Origin of the sequence: Acinetobacter sp. ANC 3832, from assembly GCF_002135415.1 — a bacterium.
GTDB lineage: Bacteria > Pseudomonadota > Gammaproteobacteria > Pseudomonadales > Moraxellaceae > Acinetobacter.
This window is the reverse complement of record NZ_NEGJ01000009.1, coordinates 69,760-91,114: the sequence shown is the minus strand read 5'-3', so window position 1 is coordinate 91,114 and position 21,355 is coordinate 69,760. Positions and strand designations below refer to the sequence as shown.

Sequence of the window (21,355 nt, the reverse complement as noted above, 5' to 3'; positions counted from 1 at the left end):
GCCTATAAATATACCCAATATTTAATATAAAAATGGTGCTAATAAATTCAATATCTTACGAGAGTTAATTGACCTCAGAATATTTACTGGCTGTTAAAATAGTCAATTAAGCGTTAAAATTCACACAATTCTTATCTTATACAGCTCTCCCTCCTTATGAATATGTCTACTGCATTGTGGTCGCACATCCGTACTGTCCAAGATTTTCCAAAAGCAGGTATTTGTTTTTATGACTTAACGCCATTGTTTATGACAAAACTTGAAGCATTAACAGATGCACTCATCGCAAGTATTCCTGTTGAAAAATTAGCAGAAGTAGACAGTTTTGTGGCTGTAGAAGCACGTGGTTTTGTATTGGCAAGTTTATTGGCACAACGCACAGGTAAAGGGCTTTTATTGGTGCGCAAGGCAGGTAAATTACCACCTCCAGTGGTTGGTGTTGGCTATAGTCTTGAATACGGCTTAGATCGCTTGGAAATGTCAGCAGATATTAAAGCGCAAAAAGTGATTATTGTAGATGATGTATTGGCGACTGGCGGTACTTTAAAAGCAGTGAAGCAGTTAATGAATAAGTGTCACCATACTATTTTAGGTGCAAGTGTTTTCCTAGACTTACCAGATTTACATTCAGATTTAGGGATGAATATTTGGTCAGTATTGGATGAAACATCTAAGCCTGTCGTTTCAGAAGTTGCTGAGTGATTTAACATCATTGAGTTATTTTGGCTGAAAAGAAAGAGCCTTGTATTTACAAGGCTTTTTTATGAAAATTTTTTAGATGAAGTCATGGTTTCATCAATTTAGTCTCATGTTAGCTCAAAAAAGTATGTTCCATATATTCAATTAAGCGATTTAAATTTTGCGGATGCTCCAGTCGATGATGACCACCTTGCATGGTTTCGACTTGCATATAAGATTCTAATTGCGCCACAGTTGCATACATATCTAGAACTTCATCACCCAGTTCAATATAGGCAATTTGAGGTACATCATGCTCAAGATCATGCTCGTTAATCGGTTGATAGTCATTTCTAAAATCAGGGTTCAGACTTGGATTGGCAATAATCGCGGGTATCCGATGAAGTTGGGACATCTTTAATGCCCAATAGCCACCTAAACTGTGACCAATCAGTAGGTCAGGTTTAAATTTTTCAATGATGTCATGATAAAAACTTTCGACTGTTTTATAGTTTAAATTACGATAATCGATATCGATACAATATTTTTTGACAGCCTCTATGGCATGGTATTTTGTTGATTCTTTAGATGAATCTAAACCATGTAAAAAGAGAATTTTAGATTTGCATAGGTTCATTGTTATAACATTCATACTGTCTTTAATCACAAAGATAGAAGGAGTTGCAGTAATTTCATGCGCAACAACCAGATAGCACCATTCTACGGAGCTCTGAATTTTATCGAACTTAGCTTTTGGTCTTAGAGACTTAAGTAACAGGATTAGAATCGTTGTTCGTATTTTTTGAATTGCATTGAATCATGATGGGTTGAAGTACAGAAAAAGAAGCTGGAGTCCCATATTTATTATAAGAATAAAATCTTATTTTTTTGAATTGAGCATTAAGTATTTCAATCATTTTTGAATTGGGCAAAGGGCTATATTTGATTTGATAAATTGAGCCTTCAGTATTTACAAAGAGTTGTGCATTCAATTGTAAATTACTTTGAGCATTAGGCTTTAATTTACTTTGATTTGTTGTTGAACTTTCATCTAAATGGCAAAAAGGTTCGAGCTGTTGTTGTAAATTTGAAAAATCGGTTTTTGAAGCGTAATGGAAGCCTTTTGGAAATTTAATGATCAGGGTGTATTTTCCATAATAAAAATGAGTTTTTTGCATTTTCTGTTCATCTTGATTGAGTGTGATATTTTTTGAATCAAGATTAATTTGGGGTAATTGAGCCAAAGTGAATTGTCGAGCCAAAGCAAGAGCACGATTATTCAAAATGCTAAGTTCAGAATTTGGATTGAGTAATTTAACCTGTATTTGTTGAGAGTTTTGATTCGGTGTAATTTCAATTTGCCAAACATATCCCTTTGAATCTAAGTTGCTTGTTTCTATTTTAATGGGCAAGTCTTTACGTGTATGACCAAGCACACTCATTTGTTCAGCGTATAGTGATAGAGCAGTTAAATAGAAAACTGTAAGAATGAAGAGTCGCGCTATTCCATGCCGATACTTTTTAAGCATTTTTAGTTTTTACTTATGGGTTTGAATTGTATTCATGCGCATTATGTTGTAAATCTGCTATGCTATGCAACTTCCATTTTTTATTACAATCGAGGCAGAGATGACGCAACATAACGCTCAATCGACTTCTGAACAACCCATTTCCGAAAACGATTTAATCGCACAGCGTCATGCCAAGTTAAAACAAATAGAAGAAAAGGCGAAGGAAACCGGTGTAAGCCCGTGGCCAAATAGCTTTAAACGTGAACACTACGCTCAAGATTTACAAGACCAATTTGAAAATCAATCTAAAGAAGAAATTGAAGCGGGTGAACGTGTCTACGTCAAAGTTGCTGGCCGTGTGATGTTGAACCGTGGTTCATTTATCGTGATTCAGGATATGACAGGTCGTATTCAGTTATATGTTGCACGTAAAGAACTTGCACCTGATGTTTTAGAATCAATCAAAAGTCTTGATCTTGGCGATATTATTGCTGTTGAAGGTTATATTGGTCGCTCAGGTAAAGGTGATCTTTATGTTCATATTGAACATTTTGAATTACTGACTAAATCACTTCGTCCATTACCAGATAAATTCCATGGTTTGAACGATACAGAAGTTAAATACCGTAAACGTTATTTAGATTTAATCGTAAACGAAGAAACACGTAAAACTTTTGAAATTCGTGCAAAAGTAGTGTCAGGCATTCGTAATTATTTGATTAATGAGCGTTTCATGGAAGTTGAAACACCAATGATGCATGTGATTCCAGGTGGTGCATCTGCGCGTCCATTTGAAACACATCATAATGCATTGGATATGCCTTTATATTTGCGTATCGCACCAGAACTTTATTTAAAGCGTTTGGTTGTGGGCGGTTTTGAACGTGTATTCGAAATTAACCGTAACTTCCGTAATGAAGGTGTTTCAACACGTCATAATCCTGAATTCACCATGATTGAATTCTATCAAGCCTATGCCGATTACAAAGACTTAATGGCTTTGACTGAAAACATGCTTGAGAAATTAGCCATCGATATTCTTGGTTCTACAGATGTGCCTTATCAAGGTGAAGTGTATAGCTTTAAAGGTCCATTTAAAAAGATTTCAATGTTCGATGCAATTTTGGAAAATAATCCAGAATTTACAGCAGAGAATGTTGCTGATCGTGACTTTTTGGCGAATTTCGTTAAAGAAACACTAAAAGAACAAGTAAAACCTGGTTTTGGTTTAGGTCGCCTGCAAACGATTGTATTTGAAGAAACTGTTGAAACGACGTTGCGTCAACCAACATTCATTACAGAATATCCTGCTGAGACTTCTCCATTAGCACGTCGTAATGATGATAATCCACATATTACAGACCGTTTTGAATTCTTCATTGGTGGTCGTGAATTGGCGAATGGCTTCTCTGAGTTAAATGACCCAATTGACCAAGCTGAACGCTTCCAAGCGCAAGTTGAAGAAAAAGATGCAGGTGATGATGAAGCAATGCATTATGATGCAGAGTTTGTTGAAGCATTAGAATATGGTTTACCTCCAACTGCGGGTGAAGGTATTGGTATTGATCGTTTAGTCATGCTTTTTGCTGATGCAGCGAGTATTCGTGATGTGATTTTATTTCCACATATGCGCCGTAAAGACGTTTAATTTAAATGATTGAATAGATTTATCAAACAGCTACCCGACAAAGGTGGCTGTTTTTATTTCTAAGATTTAAACTTGTAATAACACAGTTTCACCATTGAAAAAAAATCTTAAAAAATTTAAGGTGGGGTGGTGAATAAATGAGAGAAAATAAAGCATATGTTTTTTAAAAAGTCACTTTATGCTGCGATGTTAGCAACCTTATCGCTTCCTGTTTTTGCACAAGGTTTGGTTTTAAATGACCAAGATCTTCGTACGGATTTAAATTGGTTAAACCAACAGGGTGTGATTCAGATCAGCACATCAACATGGCCGATGAGTGGCGATGAAATACAGCGTGCTTTATCTTCTGCGAAAGTCTCCAATAATACCCAACAGAAAGTGATTGATTCTGTCCAAACTGCATTAAAAGTAGAGAGTAAAACTGCAAAAGTAGGTTTATTTGCAGAAACTGATCAAAAAAATATTCCGCAAGCATTTGGGGATAGTCAAAAAGCGCAGTATGTCGGTTCACTTGAATTGAATGCAGGTGGTGAAAATTGGGATGCTAAATTACGTGTAAACGCAGAAAAAGATCCGCATATTCGTAGTGATCATGATGTGAATGTAGAAGGTTCTTATATTGCGGGAAAATTGTGGAACCAATGGATTGTTGCAGGTCAAATTCCAACCTATTGGGGGCCTGGCCATGACGGTAGCTTAATTCGTGGAGATGCGAGTCGTCCTGTATATGGTTTTACGGCTCAGCGCGCTGAACAGAAAGCATTTGAAACAAAATGGTTATCGTGGATTGGACCTTGGCAATATCAAGCATTTGCAGGTCAATTGAATGATTATACTGCTGTACCAGATACTCGTTTGATGGGAATTCGTTTAACTGCTCAGCCTTTACCTTACCTTGAGTTGGGTGCTTCTCGTACTTTCCAAATTGATGGCGAAGGGCAACCAGGAAGTTTTAAAGCATATTGGAATGCTTTTACAGGTAAAGACAATGAATGTGCTGATGCAACTTGTAGTGGTGTCGGTAATCCATCGAACCAATTGGCTGGATTTGATGCACGTTTAAACTTGCAACCTTTACTTGCAGTTCCTGTCAGCTTGTACGGGCAATATGTTGGTGAAGATGAAGCAGGCTACTTGCCTTCAAAAAAAATGTATTTAGCTGGTGCAGATTACTCATCTAGCTTTAAAAATATGCCTTATCAGATTTATGCAGAATGGGCAGATACACGTACCAATGGTGATGTCAGTGCGATTTCATATAACCATCATATTTATACAGATGGTTATTACCAACAAGGTTTCCCGTTGGGTCATGCCATGGGGGGTGATGGTCAAATGGTTTCTGTAGGTGGTGATATTCGTGTCGATGTAATGAATCGTTTAGGTGGTCGTGTTATTTTTGCAGATGTGAACCAATCGGCTGATCGTTTTGCAGATCATCAGATTAATCTAGCTTTCCCTGAGCAAGATAAAATTAAAGCTTTGGATTTAACGTGGACGCATTATATTAAACCGACTATTCCATTAAAAATTAATGGTTGGGTGAGTGATTCTGATAAGCATGGCAATGATGCAGGGGCATCTATCGGGGTAGAAATACCACTTGATAAAAATATGTTTAAATTCTAAGAGAAGATTTATAGAGCAGGCATATACCTGAAATCAGGTATATGCCTGCTCGTTTTGATTCGTTAAGATGTATTTACTTCTTGAACTGACCTTGTTGAAGAAGTTATTCCTACACTTATAAAATATAAAAGCTGAGGTTGTGCTTTTGTGTCTTATAAAGCTTATCTGTTTTGGATAAGCTTTTTTTATGAACAAATAAATAATAGACCTTCAATTTATGAGTATTCATTGATACTTTAAAAGTATGCGTTGCCTAAATAGATATCTGATCTAACGATTCACTGGTCTTTATTAATTCCTTAGCGAATCAATTAAAAGCTTCGCTATAAAAAATTTAATGAAGCATTTTTTTATATTGAATAAAACCCGTTTGAGTGGCAATTCGATCATATAACAATTGAGCGGTTTGGTTACTTTCATGGGTAAGCCAATACACACGATCAAATTTCTCTTTACAGATAGCATAACTATGTTCAATGAGTTGGGGTGCTAAACCTTGATTACGATAAGAATCTTTCACATATAAATCTTGCAAGTAGCAGTACGGCAATGACGTCCACATACTCATATGTGGAATTAAATGAACAAAGCCAACAATCTTATTATTCACTTGAATCGCAAAACCAAACATATCTGTTTGCTTGGGATTAGTAATACGCTCCCATGAAAGTTTGGTTTGATCATCGCTGAAGGTAGATTGGTAAAATGTCAGGTAGCCTTGCCACAGGGGACACCATTGCTCAAATGAAATGTCTGATAACGCAATAATTCTTGTTGTCATATTTTGATCTTATAGGTTTGGTATATGATGTTTTTATATATGAATATAAAAAAACAAGCAAAAGAAAAGACTTACAAATCACTATAATGAATATAAATTTTCATATGTGTAATAAGTACACGTTTTTGTGAGCTGGTGCTGTCAATGTCATTAAATGAACAAAGACTTACTCATCTTAAACAGCTTGAAGCTGAGAGTATTCATATTATTCGTGAAGTCGCTGCCGAGTTCGAAAACCCGGTGATGCTTTATTCTATTGGTAAAGATTCAGCCGTGATGCTCCATCTTGCCATGAAAGCGTTTTATCCTGCCAAACTTCCTTTCCCACTATTGCATGTCGATACAGGTTGGAAGTTTAAGGAAATGATCAAATTCCGTGACAACATGGCAAAAACCCATGGTTTCGATTTGATCGTACATCAAAATAAAGAAGGTAAAGATGCAGGGATCAATCCATTTGATCACGGCAGTTCTAAATATACCGACATTATGAAAACACAGGGCTTAAAGCAGGCACTGGATAAATATAAATTTGATGCTGCTTTTGGTGGTGCACGCCGTGATGAAGAAAAATCACGTGCTAAAGAACGTGTTTATTCGTTCCGTGATACCAAACACCGTTGGGACCCGAAAAACCAACGTCCTGAACTTTGGAATCTTTACAACGGTAAAGTAAACAAAGGCGAAAGTATTCGTGTATTCCCATTATCAAACTGGACTGAGCTTGATATTTGGCAATATATTTACTTGGAAAGCATTCCATTAGTGCCTTTATATTTGGCTGCAGAACGTCCTGTGGTTGAACGTAGCGGTACGTTAATTATGGTTGATGATGAACGCATGCCTTTAAAAGAAGGTGAAGTTCCACAAATGAAATCGGTACGTTTCCGTACTTTGGGTTGTTATCCACTTACAGGCGCGGTTGAATCAACTGCTGATACCTTGCCTGAAATTATCCAAGAAATGCTTTTGGCAACAAGCTCAGAGCGTCAAGGTCGTATGATTGATCATGATGAAGCTGGCTCGATGGAAAAGAAAAAGCAAGAGGGTTATTTCTAAAAAATCTCCCGCTAACCCCTTTTTGCGAAAGAAGGGGAGCTTCCGAGAAGAACGGAGCAAAGTCCTCCTTGAGTTAAAGGAGGACTTAGGTGGATTTTAAGATTAAAAAATACCGATTTCTAAAGAATTTGTGGAGTTTGAGCGATGTCTCATCAATCAGAACTGATTAGCCAAGATATTTTGGGCTATTTGAAACAACATGAAAATAAAGACCTTCTACGTTTCCTGACCTGCGGTAATGTGGATGATGGTAAATCGACTTTAATCGGTCGCTTACTTTATGATTCAAAATTGATTTATGAAGATCAATTACAAGCGGTTACCCGTGATTCGAAAAAAGTAGGAACAACAGGTGATGCACCTGACTTAGCGCTTCTTGTCGATGGCTTACAAGCGGAACGTGAACAGGGTATTACTATTGATGTCGCGTATCGTTATTTCTCTACTGAAAAGCGTAAGTTCATCATTGCCGATACCCCTGGGCATGAGCAATATACCCGTAACATGGCAACAGGTGCATCAACTTGTGACCTTGCGATTATTTTGATTGATGCACGTTATGGTGTTCAAACTCAGACACGTCGTCATACCTATATTGCAAGTTTATTGGGTATTAAGAACATTATTGTTGCGATCAACAAAATGGACTTGGTTGAATTTTCTGAAGCACGCTTTAATGAAATTCAAGCTGAATATGCGCAATTCGTCAGTCAATTGGGTGACCGTAAGCCAAGCAATATCATCTATACGCCAATCTCTGCATTGAATGGCGATAACGTGGTGAATGTATCTGAAAATATGCCGTGGTATACAGGTCAAACCTTGATGGGTTCACTTGAATCTGTACAGATTAACCGTGATACAGCGAAACATGATTTCCGCTTCCCCGTGCAATATGTGAATCGTCCTAACCTCGATTTCCGTGGTTTTGCAGGAACAGTTGCACTCGGTGAAATTAATGTCGGCGATAAAATTATTGCTTTACCATCAGGTAAATCTTCAACGGTTAAAGAAATTGTGACCTTTGATGGCAACCTTGAGCATGCATTTGCAGGTCAAGCGGTAACACTGACATTGAACGATGAAATTGATGTTTCTCGTGGCAATATGTTGGTTCGTGCAGACCAAGGTGTACCAACCATTTCACGTGCTGTCAAAGCAAGTGTGGTATGGATGGCGGATCAACCGCTTGTGATTGGTAAGTTGTATAACTTAAAAGTGGGTACGCAAACTGTTCCTGCTAAGGTCACTGCCATTAATTACCGTACAAATGTGAATACACTTGAGCAAATGCAAGTGGATCATCTTGATCTGAATGCGATTGCCAATGTCACTGTTGAGTTTGATGCACCTGTTGTATTTGACCGTTATCAAGACAGTCGTTTCACAGGGTCATTTATCTTCATTGATCGTTTAAATAATGTGACGATTGGTGCAGGCATGGTGGAAGAATCTGTTGAGTGGTCTGCGCATAGCAACCCTGTAACAGCAGAAGACCGTGCGGCACGTTTGGGTCAAAAACCTGCGTCGATTACAGTATCTGCAAAAGCTTTGGAAAATGCGCAAGCGCTTGAAAGTTTGTTGATTCAACAAGGTATTGTTGCGATTGCGAAAGCAGATTTAGATGTTGCACAAGTGGCATTGCTTCGTGAAACAGGTATTGCGGTGATTACTTCTGTGACTGAAGGTACAGATGTGACCTTTACGCAAGATGCTGTTGAAGAGTTGGCTGAGAAGATTGTGGAGTTGGTTCGTCTTTAAGAGATTGGATTGATTTAGAAAACCCGTCTTAATGGCGGGTTTTTATTATGATAAAAACTCTGAGTTTGATTGTTGAATATTAATGAAACTGGAAATAGAGAATATTAATGTTGAATTTTATATCGCTTCTATGGCTTTGGGTATTTTAGAAGGAAGGAAGCAAAGCGTTATTCATTCCGAAAGTGGTGGTGTTTGGTCTTCAGGTAGACCTATGTTTTCATAGCAAGTTCAAAACTCTCTTATCCTTAGCGATTCATTGAAGTATGCCGTGGGATGTTTTGATGAAATTAATATGTGGGTAGGTTTTGAAAATAGTGATGAAAAACAATTTGAAAGGATTAATAAGTTGATCCAGATCTATCTAGAATGCTTAAAATTACAGAGTGTTATTAATAATGATAATCAATATCACTATGTTCTTCATTATGATATTATTCCACTGAATTGATATGTTTAAAGTTTAAGTGTGGGGCACTTTTTTGAAACTATTGTAATTACATAGTTGTGTAATTTAATAAAAATACTTCAAGAAAAATCTTCTTATGATGAGGATTATATACAAAGAATATATCAATTCATTTTGGAAATTTTCTGTAATAGCTCATTATCTTATTGGTTGATTTTATATGTCTAGTTTTCTGATTTCTAAGAAGAATACACTTTATTTAGCAATGCAAATTGCTTTTTTTACATCTATTCCCATGTTTACCCAATTAACTTATGCAGTAGAAAATAATCAGGATGGTACAGATCAAACAACTGGTCAGCAATTACCAGTAATCACTTTGACTGCTGATTCTCGTCCTGAAGCTGTTACTGAAAAATCAGGAAGTTATACAACCCAAAGTACAAATACAGCAACGAAAATAGGGTTATCTTTACGCGAAACACCTCAAGCAGTAAAAGTTTATACCCGCGAATATTTAGATGATCGAAATATTGAATCGTTTCAAGATTTAATGAATGCCGTCACAGGTGTTACAGCATCACGAACTGATGAAAGACAAAGTTATTTTGCACGAGGTTTTCAAATTGATTATTTTCTTATCGATGGAATACCCACGACGTTATCTTTATCTGAAGGAGATCTTGATTTAGGTATTTTTGATCGTGTTGAGGTTGTAAAAGGTGCAAATGGTTTGATGACAGGAGCAGGAAATCCTGCGGTTGGACTCAATTTAGTTCGTAAACATGCAAATGCAAAAGAATTAACAGCTAATGTGACTGCATCAGCTGGCTCATGGAATAGTTATTCATCATCAGCTGATATTTCCTCTGCATTGAATGAAGATGGCTCATTAAGGGGGCGTGCTTATGTTAAACATTCAAATGAAGATTCATTCATGGATTTTTACTCAAAAGAACGTAATATCGCTTATGCTGCAATTGATTATGATTTTTCAGATAGCACGACTTTGTCATTGGCTGCAAATTATCAACAATTAGAACGCAAGGGAATCCGTTGGGGAGGATTACCTGCATTTTATACTGACGGAACACGTACAGATTTTAGTAAGTCTTTAACTGTAAGTTCAGATTGGACATATTGGAATGTAGATTCAACAGCATTATTTGCATCCATTAAGCAAAAGCTTTATAACGATGTTGCATTAAATGTTGCTTATAGTTACCGTCGAGATGATACAGATACAGCATTGCTATATGTTGCAGGAAAAGTTGATAAAGCGACCAATAAAAGTGTAGGTGCTGTTTCAGTTTATTCTTCTGATGTGCGAAATGATGAGAACAATGTTGACGTTTATATTTCTGCACCATTTACAATAGCTGGACGTGACCAAGAAATCGTATTGGGAGGGTCTTGGAATAAAAAAGAATTACTTAAAAATAATTACGGAACGATACAGGGTGCAGATAAAGACTTAAATATAAATACACCAAATCAACTCGATTTTTCTAATATCAATACTCAGTTGTTAACACCGATTACTAATCCTAAAAAACTTGCATTAAATCAAACAACTCAAAATGCTGCTTATATTGCAGCTAAGTTTCAGATATTAGACCCTTTAAAGGTCGTTGCAGGTGCTCGTTTATCTAAATGGGAGTTTGAAGCATCTGATCATGTTGGGAATCGTGAGTTTGACAATGAACTGACTCCATATATAGGCGTGGTTTATGATTTTGCTAAGGATCACTCTTGGTATGCTAGCCATACAAGTATTTTTAAACCACAAAGCCGTCGTAATGAGCAAGGTGATTATTTAGATCCGATGGAAGGAAAAAATTATGAAACTGGGATTAAAAGTGAGTTTTTTGGTGGTCATCTAAATACGGCATTATCTGTATTTAGAATTGAGCAAACTAATTTTGCTGAATTAATCACAGATAGTTATGTTCATGTGAATGGAAACATGACAACGGAACAGGCTTATAAAGCAATTGATGGTGTTGTAAGTAAAGGTTTTGAATTCGAAGCAGATGGTGAAATTAATGATAATTGGGGTATTAACTTCGGTGTAGCCAATTTTGAAGCCAAAGATGCAAAAGGTGAAAAGGTAGCAACAACAAGTTCTCGAACAACGTCGAACCTATTTGTTAAGTACAAAATGAATGATCAATTGAATGCAGGTGTCGGTTTAAACTATCGTAGTAAAACTTATTCAGGTACGGGGCTGAATCGTATTGAGCAAGATGATCTTTGGCTTGCAAGTTTAATGTTAGGATATAAAATTGATCAAAATTTTGGTGTTCAGTTAAATGTCGATAATTTATTTGATAAAGAATATTTTGATGGAATTGGAGCAAATAGTATGAACTATGCGGCACCTCGTAATGCAACTTTGACTTTGAGATATAATTTCTAAGTAGATAAATTAGAGCTGAATATAGTCTGTTAAGAGGTGGAAATTCATCTGTATTTTTGCAGTCTTCTTTGGGTAATTATTCAGTTGATTTAGATAAGTAGTCATGACTTCTTTAGTTTTTCCTCAGAGGTGAAATTAAAGAAGTTTTGCAGAAAGTATTGTATTTAGATTATTGATCATTTCTCAAATAACTGTTGTTGGCTTTCTATAAACCAAATAAACTCCGCTCAAAATCGCTATAATTCCTGCATAGTCCAAAGGTGACAGCTCTGTTCTGAAAACTAGAAAATCTAAAATCAATGTAACTAAAGGCACAAGATAAAATAAACTGGTGGTATTCACCAAATTACCTGACTGCAATAAGCGATAGAAAATCAATTGAGCAACAACAGAAATGACAATGCCTTGATATAAAGTCGGAATCCAAAAACCAATATTCATTTCAAAATGGAACGGTTGAAACGGAATAATGAACAGAAAAATAATCAGTGATAATACATATTGCAAAGGTAGAATCTGCCACGGTTTTTCTGCAATTTTTCGCTGTAACATTGCACCAGTGGTAATACAAAACAGACAAAATAATGATGCAAAGGTTGCCCATAAAGACAGTTGATTGACAAAAATATTGTGATAAACCAATAAAATAATGCCCGCAAAACTCAATACCAAACCTGTTAACTTCAATTGAGAATAGGTTTTTTCAGTCACAAAAAAAGTGATGATGGGTTGTAATGCTAGAATAGTTGCAAGCAGACCGGGAGCAATGCCAAGTTTTAAGGACAAATAATAAAATAGGGTATAACCGCTAATCAAAAATAAACCTGATAGTGCAACATATTTCCACGAGGTATTTTGCGGTAAAAAGGGCAATTTTTTCCACACACAAAATGCAAGAATCAACGCAGTTGCAATCAAAAAGCGGAAAAATAAAAAAGGAATAATATCGGAATGCTGTAAACCCCATTTGGTAAAAATGGCGGCACTGCCCCAGAGAAGCACAAATAAACCAATACTGATCAGCGTAGTGTATTTTGCATTCATCTACTTTGTCCTGAAAAAAACATCATGATTTCCTAATCTGCATATTGTTTGAATTATGATGAGGTGCTGTGATTAAGCTGATCTTGAATTAGATTTTCAGCCATCTGTTTAGCTAAAATCAGTTTTTGGCTCGAACTTTCTAAACCTGCACGTGCAATAGAACCTTCTAAAAGAAAAGAAAGGATACTGGCGATATATTGCACTTGTTGCGGATCTGAAAATATATGCTGTAAATGCTCAGATAAAATTTGCTCAACTTCATCTTTATGAAGCTTAACGGCATGGCGTTCTTCACTATGTGCAGGAAATTCGGCAGCAGCATTGAGTAAACCACAACCACGAAAACCATTTTCATATGCATCTTCAGCGTGATCACGATAAGCATCAAATACGGCTAAAACCTTCTCTAAGGGTGTTTTAACTTTGCTTAAGCGTAATTGATACAGCGCAAGCCATTCAGCATGTCTAGATTCAATATAGGCATTTACCAAATCCGCTTTAGACGGGAAGTTGTTATATAGGGACATTTTCGCAACTTCGGCTTTGTCCGTAATCATGTTAATGCCCGTTTGATTAATCCCTTGGTTGTAAAACAAACTTTTAGCAGCTTCTAGAATTTTCTCTTTTGCAGTTTTACTACTCATGGCGATAAATTAATTTATTAGGTAGATCGGTATATATAATCATATATAAAATTGATAAAAACAAGCGCAGTTTAATTTTTCCTTTTATGAGGAATGAATTGAATGAGCTAATAATTTGAATAAATTTAATTTAAATAAGGATTTAGGTAGATAAAATGACGTGTATAAAGTCTTTCTTTTTCTTCATTAAAGGGCAATAAAAAGTCTTAGGTAAGAAGCTTATATTTTGATGATTATGGTTTGAGCTAAAATTTAAATCATATGAATAGATAGGTATAAGATCAAAATCAAAGAACATCTGATTTTGATCTTATACTTTTAGCTTGAAAATACATGTTGAGATAAAGTCAGGACATAGGTTTTTAAATCTGTAGGATAATGCTCAATCAACTGCAAAAATTGATCTTTATTGCCTTGATACAAGGCTCTGGTTGCTTCCTCATAATTGGGCATATTGCCTAACATTGCAGACATAAAACGATCTGTCGCTTGCTTGGCAAGCATGATATTCGATTTAGACAAAGGATTATTCAACTCTTGATCAATCAGCTTACGAATGACTGCCGAAGCACTTGAACTTTGTTGATCTAACCAATCCCAATGTTTTTGTAGCAAGGTAATTTCACGAGAAATGACGCCTAATTTAGGACGTCCTACTTTTTTAATCGCTTCGGGTTCAGCATAACGCAACTCTAAGTCAGTATCTGAGCCTGATAGATCCACATCTAATTGCTGTCCAGTTTGATCGTTAAAAATCAAAATATTGGCATGTGTATCTGTAGTGTTTTTTATTGCCAAAGCGACATTCAACAGCGTATCTGTTATGAAATGTTGATCGCCTGAAAAAGCAGTATAGGTATTTGGGATATTCATTTTCTTTAAACTCTATGTTTATTTTTATACGGGTAAAATTAATCCGCAAAATAATATTATCAGGGTAAAATTAAAATAACAAACAAAAAATAATCAATATTAGGACCTATTCAACGAAGTATTTGAATTAAAAAATAATTTAATTTGCTCATACATAAGTCCACTGTTCTTCAATCGCACCTTCCTTTATGTTCAAATACAAACAGAAATATTGAAAAGTAACGTAAAAGGAAATTTCATCTATGTCACAAGTACAGATGCAACAGGTCATTATCACTGAAGTGGGTGGCCCAGAAAAATTAGCCTATGAAAGTGTCGCTATTCCAACGGCACAAGCAGATGAAGTTTTGGTGAAAGTCCATGCTTTTGGCATTAACCGTCCAGATATTTTGCAACGTCAAGGTTTATATCCAATGCCCAAAGGTGTTACACCTGTACCAGGTTTGGAAGTGGCGGGGATTGTTGAAGCTGTGGGTGCTGATGTCACCAAATTTAAAGTCGGTGATCAAGTTTGTGGCTTAACCAATGGTGGTGGCTATGCTGAATATTGTGTTGTACCTGAAAGCCAAACTTTAAATATCCCTCAAGGCGTAAGCTTTACGCAAGCTGCGGCTATCCCTGAAACATTCTTTACTGTTTGGGCAAATGTATTTCAAATGGCAAAAGCCAAAGCAGGGGAAACCCTTCTTGTACATGGTGGAACCAGCGGTATTGGTACGACAGTGCTAATGTTATGTAAATCTTTGGGTTTAAAAACATTTGCAACTGTAGGTTCTGATGAAAAAGTTCAGGCAATTGCACATTTAACTGATGCAATTAATTATAAAACGCAAAATTTTGAAACTGTCATTAATGAAAAAACTGAGAATGCTGGGGTAGATATCATCTTGGATATGGTTGGTGCACCTTATTTAGATCAAAATTTGAATTTGCTACGTCGTGATGGTCGCTTGGTTTATATCGCTTTTCTAGGCGGTGCTAAAGCCAAAGACGTGAAATTGGGTCAGATTATGATGAAACGATTGACCATTACGGGTTCAACCATGCGTGCACGTACTACTTCTGAAAAAGCTGAAATTGCACAAGGTTTACAAGACACCGTTGCACCGCTTTGGGCAAAAGGTGAATGTTTACCAATGATTTATAAAACATTTAAATTTGATCAAATTGTCGATGCTCATATTGCAATGGACATTGGTGATCATGTCGGAAAAATTGTGGTAGAAGTGATTTAATGTATTCAAAATAAAATTTCTGTTAACCGTAAAGATTAGATCGCAAGATTAAAAAGGCCTAATCTTTACCTTAAATTTTTTAATTTTATCTCAAGTAAATTTTAGCAATATGATCTTAAAAAATCCGTGAAGAATCGTTATATTGTGATTTAAGAATCAATTGTGTTGTATTTAAAATGGAAAAAAAGTTATTAAGCATATGGAATACTCCATTAGAACAAATGCCACGTTTAGCTGTTGCATTGGGCTTAAATGCAGATGATTTATGGATTAAACGTGATGATTTGACTGGATTAGGAGGCGGAGGCAATAAAATACGAAAACTGGAATATACATGTGCTCAAGCTTTAGAAAATCAAGCAACGACAATAATAACGGTAGGTGCAGCACAGAGTAATCATGCACGATTAACTGCGGCAGCAGGTGCAAAATTAGGCTTAAACGTAGAATTAATATTGGTTGGTGAACAACCGACACAAGTCATGGGCAATGTTGTTTTAGATGGTTTATTTGGTGCACAATTACATTGGTTAGGTAATGCAGATGATGCCAAATTGGAGCAAGCGACAAAGCAACGGATTGATGTTTTAGCAGCACAAGGTATTAAGGCATTCTTTATTCCCTTTGGTGGCACGAGTGCTATATCTGCTTTTGGTTATGTAGATTGTGCTGAAGAATTAAAACAACAATTAACGTATTTGGATCATGTGGTTGTGGCTCTGGGTTCGGGTGGAACAATGGCAGGTTTAGTGCATGGCTTGGGTGCAGAAAAGGTCTATGGTGTTCATACGGGCGCAGTGAATGATCCTGAAGTACGTGTACGTCTACTTTTATCAGAGATGCAAGAAGAGTCTTTTCAACAAAATTTACGCATTCGAATGGATCAAGTTGGTACTGGTTATGGCTTTTTAACAAAAGAAGTTGAAGAAGCATTGGCTTTAATTGCGCAATATGAAGGGATTGTTCTAGATCCTATTTATACTGGGCGTGCATTTGCTGGACTTATTGCTGCAGTGAGAGATGGTACCATTCAAAAAGGTCAGCGGACAGTTTTCCTTCATTCAGGTGGTTTACCAGGATTTTTTGGTCATCCTGAAACATTAAGCTATGCCTCATCTTTAGCTAAATAGATTTTTGCTTTAAATAGCATATGGGAATTTGAGTATTCAAAATAATAAGCTATTAAATAAGTGATTTAAGTAGATTATATACGTGTAAGTAACCCCTTTATGTGATTTAAAAAAGGGGTTATGAAAAGACGTATGTAAGGAAAAAGATTAAAACCCTTCCAAAACAATCTTACCAATACTTTTGCCACTTTCAATAAAAGCATGTGCTTTGGTGATGTTCTCAGCATTAATAACACCGAATGTTTTAGACAGTGTTGTCTTAATTTTTCCTTCATCGACCAATTCTGCAATCTTATCCAAAATTTCGCCTTGTCTACTCATATCAGTCGTTTGATAAACAGAACGAGTAAACATTGACTCCCAATGAATAGAAACTGATTTTGCTTTAAACCCATTAATCACAAAATTTTCAGGATCATCAATTAAGCCAAAGTGACCTTGTGGCGCAATTAAATTCTCAATGTTTTTGGTATAGTTTTCTGTACCTGTCACAGCGAAAATGTAAGAGGGTAAACCAATCTTCAAATCCAGCACTTGCTGTTCTAAAGGTTGACGGTGATCGACAATATAATCTGCACCAATTTGTTCTAACCAAGCTTTAGATTCAGGGCGTGAAGCAGTGGCAATGACTTTAAAATCAGTCAACGCTTTAAGCAGTTGTACGGTGATTGAGCCAACACCACCTGCTGCACCAATCACTAAAATCGTGGCATTTTGATTGCTTGCATCTTGGACTTTTAAACGGTCAAATAACATTTCCCATGCGGTGATGGATGTTAGTGGCATTGCGGCTGCTTCAGCATGATTTAATGTAGTGGGTTTATGCCCAACAATTCGTTCATCCACCAATTGGTATTCAGCATAAGAACCATCCCGATTGATGGTACCTGCATAAAAAACTTGATCACCCACTTTAAAGTTTTGTACATTTTCCCCGACGGCTTGTACTGTACCAACCGCATCACGACCTAAAATTTTCCAATCATTATTGCTTTCAGGTGTACGTAATCGAACTTTAATATCCACAGGATTGATTGAAATCGCATGTACGGCAATCAATAAATCACGATCTTTGGCAATCGGTTGTGCAAGCTCAACATCAGTAAAAACATTAGGGTGAGTGATGGGACAGGGTTTTTTATAGGCAACAACTTTCATGGCTTTATCCTTAAAATCCAACTTATTATGAGTAGATCATAGAGATAATCTAAAGCAACGCAAAAAGCTATTGTACGAATGTTTAAGGATGTAAGTTGATGTTTGAATACTTGTATCGATTGCTCAGGTATTTTAAATATTATATTTTTATTATTCAGTAACTTAATATAACATTTTTAACAAGATAAAGCGAATGGGCATGCTAAAGAGTCGCCACCAAGTAAATAATGGATAGGTGAAAAAGTTTTCATGATGGAAAGTGTTGTTAAATGTGCGACGTTTAGATTGCTGGTCTGCGGAAGGAATTAAAATAAAAGATAAAATGAAAAGTATGACTGCAATTATCAGTAAGAAAGGCTGTTGCTGTTGAGCAAAATAATAATAAATAAGATATAAACTTGAATAGAAGCTGATACATGCCAAAATTGCAGGAAGTGAAAAGTTCGTCATTGGTGACCTTATCCTATACATTTTATTGGGTGAGTTGTTGTTATTTTGAGGGTGAAATTTTAGCACAGAATTTTATCTCTGTTTTAAAGCGCAAATTATGCGAAAATAGAACATCTTTATATTTGCTCTTATTTTTAGGACTCCCATGACAGAACAACCTCAGTCAGCTTTAAGCGATATCGAAATTTTAGACATCTTACAGTCAATGAAAAATGACGAATTAAACACTGAAGCAAACGAGATGATTCGTAGTGGGGGCAAAGCAGGTCGTCAGGAAGCACATAAACAAGCTTTGGTTGCTTTACACAATAGCTTTGAAGATAAGTTTGTAGAAGCGGTGGCTTTAGCATTGAATTTAAATGAAGGTCAGGCAAAAAAAATTCGCTATAAAAAAGATCGTATTCGTATTTTAAAAGTACGTGGCATTGACTATATGGCTATTGATGGCGCAGAAACTGCACAAGTTTTGTCTCAAGTTGCACAAGCGATTGTTCGTGAAGATGCGATTGTGACTAAAGATTTGCACAATATTTTTCCATTCTGGAAAGAAGGGTGGCCGATGGTTCAGTTTGACAATGCATATACTATTTTAGAAGATGATATTACGATTCATTACCAAGCAACTTTAGATGCTTTACTTCGCTTGAGATAAGTTATTTAGGATTTTGTAGAACAGATTAAGTTAAGCTTTTAGCTTCTAATTGGTGTTTACTGGTAACTTAGGGCCTCTTTTATTTGTACTTTGATTGATATTATTTCAATTGGATACAATACAAATAAAAGAGGCTTTTTACATCGGCTTTTATTTCAGTTATTGATCAAAATATTGAGAGATCAATCGCTTACTGAATTGAAAGAAAAAGCATTTTAATCTTCCTATAAGTATTGTCATAGATATGAATATACTTTGTCCATATTTAATACATTGAATTCTATGGTTAAATTTTAATTGTTTAATTTTAACGATATAAATCACTTAAAATTATAAAGAAATTCATAAAATTTGATCATCACTCTAAGCGCATATTGAAAATAATATTAAGAATTGTTAAACAATATTGGTTCGATAAAAAAAAAGCTCTGTTATAGTTTGATCAAATTAAAATGAAGAGAAATTAAAAATGATGGGTTTATCTATAGGACATATTATTCTTTTTGCGATTATTATTTTGATTGTTTTCGGTACGTCAAAATTAAAAAACTTTGGTAAAGATGTTGGAGGTGCTGTCAAAGACTTTAAACAAGCAGTAAAAGAAGACAATAAAAATAATGAAATAAAATAAAGTTGAATTGAAAATGTTTGATGTAGGCTTTAGTGAAATTTTATTTTTAGGAATTATTACAGTTATTGTTTTAGGCCCAGAAAAATTGCCTGAAGCAATTCGTTATATTACTAAATTAAAATTAAAAATTACCAGTTTAAAAGCAAGTTTAAATCAGACTTTAGAAAAAGAGTTTGAACTTAATCAGCTTAAAAATGAATTGAATAATGAAATTATACAGGTAAAAAACCTAGAAAAAAGAATGCAAGACTACTTTTTAAAGCTAGAAAATGAAACGATAAAACTAGATATAAAAAGATATTATCCAATAGAAAAAATAAACATAAAAGCACCATATCAGCATGATTTTTTCATTGAAAATTTAATGCATTGGTCTTGTTTTAATTTAAAGTAGATGATTATTCAGATGCAAAAAATACAGAATAATGGGGCATTGGGTCTAAGCAAATTTAATTTTTACTTTTCTGAATTACGAAGAAATTTAATTTATATAATTTTATTTTTTATTTTTGTTTTTATGTGTTTAGCTCCTTTTTCAAAAAAAATATATAACAATCTTGCAGATCCATTACAAAAAATCCTTCCACCAAATGCCCATATGATTGCGACAGATATCACATCGACATTTGTTGCACCATTCAAATTAGTATTTTTTGTGACAGTAACTATTCTTATTCCTTTTATCTTTTTAAGAATATATTTTTTTTTAAGAGAAGCACTATACTTAAAAGAAAAGAAAGTCATTTTTATTTTTTGTAGCATGAGTACCTTATTATTTTATTTTGGAATTTTATTAGGCTATTTTTATATTTTACCCACGGTGCTTAGTTTTTTTGTGAGTATTGCTCCAGATACTGTTATTCCTATGACAGATATTAATCAATATCTCATATTTTGTATAAAATTTTTTTTAGTTCTTGGTTTTATTTTTCAGCTCCCTCTAGTTATTGTAATTTTAATATATTTTAATTTTATAAATGTTGAAAATTTAATTAATAAGAGGTCTTATGCACTTGTTTTAAGCTTTTTTATTGCCATGTTTATAACACCTCCAGATATATTTTCTATGGCTATAGCAGGTATATGTATCTATATTTTATTTGAGCTAGGGTTGCTTATTTCTAGAATAATGCTGAAGTATAAAGAATAAGTGCTAAGGCATTATCAAAAGATAACAATATTGTCAGACACTTCTTTAAGTCTTGTCATTTTAAATCTATATATTAAGTTTTACTTAACAATAGTGTTAGGTTTTTATAGTAATAAATTTAAATAAAGAGGTAACTATTATGAGCTTAGTTGAATTAAAACAGGAAGAAATTGAAGAAGTATCTGGTGCTGGAACTTTTTTAGGTGACAGTATTATCAATGCGGTTAATGGTTTTAATCAAATTTTAAATTCAAAACTAATTTCATCTGTGGGTGTAGTTTTTAGTGGTGTTGGACTGGGTTTAGTGCATCAAGTTGCTGACTCAACAGGTTTGGTTGGTTCAAAAGTAGGTATTGCAATTGGTCGCGCTTTAGGTGGTGATGTGGCTGAAACTCAAAACCACTATGAAAAAGAAAATGGTGAAGGTCAATACACAATTTTACCTAAATTTATATTCAAATAATTGTATGTTTTTTAGTTGAATCTTTATAAATAA

20 protein-coding genes and 1 pseudogene are annotated in these 21,355 nt (G+C 35.1%); 13 read left to right on the top strand and 8 right to left on the bottom strand.

Annotated elements, in window-relative coordinates; genetic code table 11:
* The first annotated feature begins 162 nt into the window (after positions 1 to 162).
* The gene (locus B9T35_RS12940) at positions 163 to 702 is read left to right on the top strand and encodes an adenine phosphoribosyltransferase (protein WP_086191523.1); all 540 of its coding nucleotides are present in this window, start codon (positions 163 to 165) and stop codon (positions 700 to 702) included.
* A 109-nt stretch (positions 703 to 811) separates the two neighbouring features.
* On the opposite strand, the gene B9T35_RS12935 is transcribed toward B9T35_RS12940, so the two are convergent.
* Together B9T35_RS12935 and B9T35_RS12930 are read right to left on the bottom strand one after the other, a co-directional pair.
* Complete coding sequence (locus tag B9T35_RS12935) at positions 812 to 1,315, bottom strand: YqiA/YcfP family alpha/beta fold hydrolase (RefSeq protein ID WP_086191522.1); 504 nt, start codon at positions 1,313 to 1,315, stop codon at positions 812 to 814.
* Positions 1,316 to 1,445: 130 nt separating this feature from the next.
* Positions 1,446 to 2,207: a hypothetical protein gene (locus B9T35_RS12930; protein WP_139842031.1), complete on the bottom strand. Its 762-nt coding sequence runs from the start codon at positions 2,205 to 2,207 to the stop codon at positions 1,446 to 1,448.
* Between the two features lie 100 nt (positions 2,208 to 2,307).
* Between B9T35_RS12930 and lysS the strand changes: the two genes are divergently transcribed.
* Both lysS and B9T35_RS12920 read left to right on the top strand, forming a co-directional pair.
* Positions 2,308 to 3,837, top strand: a complete 1,530-nt coding sequence (gene lysS / locus B9T35_RS12925; protein WP_086191602.1) for a lysine--tRNA ligase — start codon at positions 2,308 to 2,310, stop codon at positions 3,835 to 3,837.
* Between the two features lie 156 nt (positions 3,838 to 3,993).
* Positions 3,994 to 5,466, top strand: a complete 1,473-nt coding sequence (locus tag B9T35_RS12920) for a capsule assembly Wzi family protein (RefSeq protein WP_086191520.1) — start codon at positions 3,994 to 3,996, stop codon at positions 5,464 to 5,466.
* Between the two features lie 334 nt (positions 5,467 to 5,800).
* Here the strand turns inward: B9T35_RS12920 and B9T35_RS12915 are convergent, their stop codons facing one another.
* Positions 5,801 to 6,247 carry a GNAT family N-acetyltransferase gene (locus B9T35_RS12915; RefSeq protein WP_086191519.1) on the bottom strand — a complete coding sequence of 149 codons (447 nt, stop codon included), beginning with the start codon at positions 6,245 to 6,247 and terminating at the stop codon, positions 5,801 to 5,803.
* A gap of 144 nt (positions 6,248 to 6,391) precedes the next feature.
* Between B9T35_RS12915 and cysD the strand changes: the two genes are divergently transcribed.
* The 3 genes from cysD to B9T35_RS12895 all read left to right on the top strand — a co-directional run bounded on the left by cysD (position 6,392) and on the right by B9T35_RS12895 (position 11,892).
* Positions 6,392 to 7,306 carry a sulfate adenylyltransferase subunit CysD gene (gene cysD, locus B9T35_RS12910; RefSeq protein ID WP_086191518.1) on the top strand — a complete coding sequence of 305 codons (915 nt, stop codon included), beginning with the start codon at positions 6,392 to 6,394 and terminating at the stop codon, positions 7,304 to 7,306.
* A gap of 144 nt (positions 7,307 to 7,450) precedes the next feature.
* Positions 7,451 to 9,067, top strand: a complete 1,617-nt coding sequence (gene cysN / locus B9T35_RS12905) for a sulfate adenylyltransferase subunit CysN (protein ID WP_086191517.1) — start codon at positions 7,451 to 7,453, stop codon at positions 9,065 to 9,067.
* A gap of 626 nt (positions 9,068 to 9,693) precedes the next feature.
* Complete coding sequence (locus B9T35_RS12895; protein ID WP_086191516.1) at positions 9,694 to 11,892, top strand: TonB-dependent siderophore receptor; 2,199 nt, start codon at positions 9,694 to 9,696, stop codon at positions 11,890 to 11,892.
* Positions 11,893 to 12,075: 183 nt separating this feature from the next.
* Here B9T35_RS12895 and B9T35_RS12890 read toward each other — a convergent pair whose 3' ends face one another.
* From B9T35_RS12890 to B9T35_RS12880, 3 genes are all read right to left on the bottom strand, one after another.
* Positions 12,076 to 12,936: a DMT family transporter gene (locus B9T35_RS12890; protein ID WP_086191515.1), complete on the bottom strand. Its 861-nt coding sequence runs from the start codon at positions 12,934 to 12,936 to the stop codon at positions 12,076 to 12,078.
* A 53-nt stretch (positions 12,937 to 12,989) separates the two neighbouring features.
* Positions 12,990 to 13,580: a TetR/AcrR family transcriptional regulator gene (locus B9T35_RS12885; RefSeq protein WP_086191514.1), complete on the bottom strand. Its 591-nt coding sequence runs from the start codon at positions 13,578 to 13,580 to the stop codon at positions 12,990 to 12,992.
* A gap of 318 nt (positions 13,581 to 13,898) precedes the next feature.
* Positions 13,899 to 14,453, bottom strand: coding sequence for a DUF2239 family protein (locus B9T35_RS12880; RefSeq protein WP_086191513.1), 555 nt, complete (start codon positions 14,451 to 14,453; stop codon positions 13,899 to 13,901).
* 242 nt (positions 14,454 to 14,695) lie between these two features.
* On the opposite strand from B9T35_RS12880, the gene B9T35_RS12875 reads away from it, so the two are divergent.
* Both B9T35_RS12875 and B9T35_RS12870 read left to right on the top strand, forming a co-directional pair.
* Positions 14,696 to 15,688 (top strand): NAD(P)H-quinone oxidoreductase, encoded by a 993-nt coding sequence (locus B9T35_RS12875; protein WP_086191512.1) that lies wholly within the window; start codon positions 14,696 to 14,698, stop codon positions 15,686 to 15,688.
* A 176-nt stretch (positions 15,689 to 15,864) separates the two neighbouring features.
* Positions 15,865 to 16,818: a D-cysteine desulfhydrase family protein gene (locus B9T35_RS12870; RefSeq protein ID WP_086191511.1), complete on the top strand. Its 954-nt coding sequence runs from the start codon at positions 15,865 to 15,867 to the stop codon at positions 16,816 to 16,818.
* Between the two features lie 147 nt (positions 16,819 to 16,965).
* Here B9T35_RS12870 and B9T35_RS12865 read toward each other — a convergent pair whose 3' ends face one another.
* Positions 16,966 to 17,976: a zinc-binding alcohol dehydrogenase family protein gene (locus tag B9T35_RS12865; protein WP_086191510.1), complete on the bottom strand. Its 1,011-nt coding sequence runs from the start codon at positions 17,974 to 17,976 to the stop codon at positions 16,966 to 16,968.
* Between the two features lie 162 nt (positions 17,977 to 18,138).
* Positions 18,139 to 18,426 (bottom strand): hypothetical protein, encoded by a 288-nt coding sequence (locus B9T35_RS12860; RefSeq protein ID WP_086191509.1) that lies wholly within the window; start codon positions 18,424 to 18,426, stop codon positions 18,139 to 18,141.
* 145 nt (positions 18,427 to 18,571) lie between these two features.
* Here B9T35_RS12860 and B9T35_RS12855 point away from each other — a divergent pair, with 145 nt between their 5' ends.
* The 5 genes and pseudogenes from B9T35_RS12855 (at position 18,572) to B9T35_RS12835 (ending at position 21,322) form a co-directional block, all read left to right on the top strand.
* Entirely contained in the window at positions 18,572 to 19,078 is a 507-nt protein-coding gene (locus tag B9T35_RS12855) for a hypothetical protein (RefSeq protein ID WP_086191508.1), read from the top strand.
* Positions 19,079 to 19,547: 469 nt separating this feature from the next.
* A pseudogene (gene tatA / locus B9T35_RS12850) lies at positions 19,548 to 19,691 on the top strand (twin-arginine translocase TatA/TatE family subunit); the annotation flags it as partial.
* A gap of 31 nt (positions 19,692 to 19,722) precedes the next feature.
* Positions 19,723 to 20,103, top strand: a complete 381-nt coding sequence (tatB, locus tag B9T35_RS12845; RefSeq protein WP_086191506.1) for a Sec-independent protein translocase protein TatB — start codon at positions 19,723 to 19,725, stop codon at positions 20,101 to 20,103.
* 12 nt (positions 20,104 to 20,115) lie between these two features.
* Entirely contained in the window at positions 20,116 to 20,859 is a 744-nt protein-coding gene (gene tatC, locus B9T35_RS12840; RefSeq protein ID WP_086191505.1) for a twin-arginine translocase subunit TatC, read from the top strand.
* A 139-nt stretch (positions 20,860 to 20,998) separates the two neighbouring features.
* Entirely contained in the window at positions 20,999 to 21,322 is a 324-nt protein-coding gene (locus tag B9T35_RS12835) for a hypothetical protein (RefSeq protein ID WP_086191504.1), read from the top strand.
* The last annotated feature ends 33 nt before the right edge of the window (positions 21,323 to 21,355 follow it).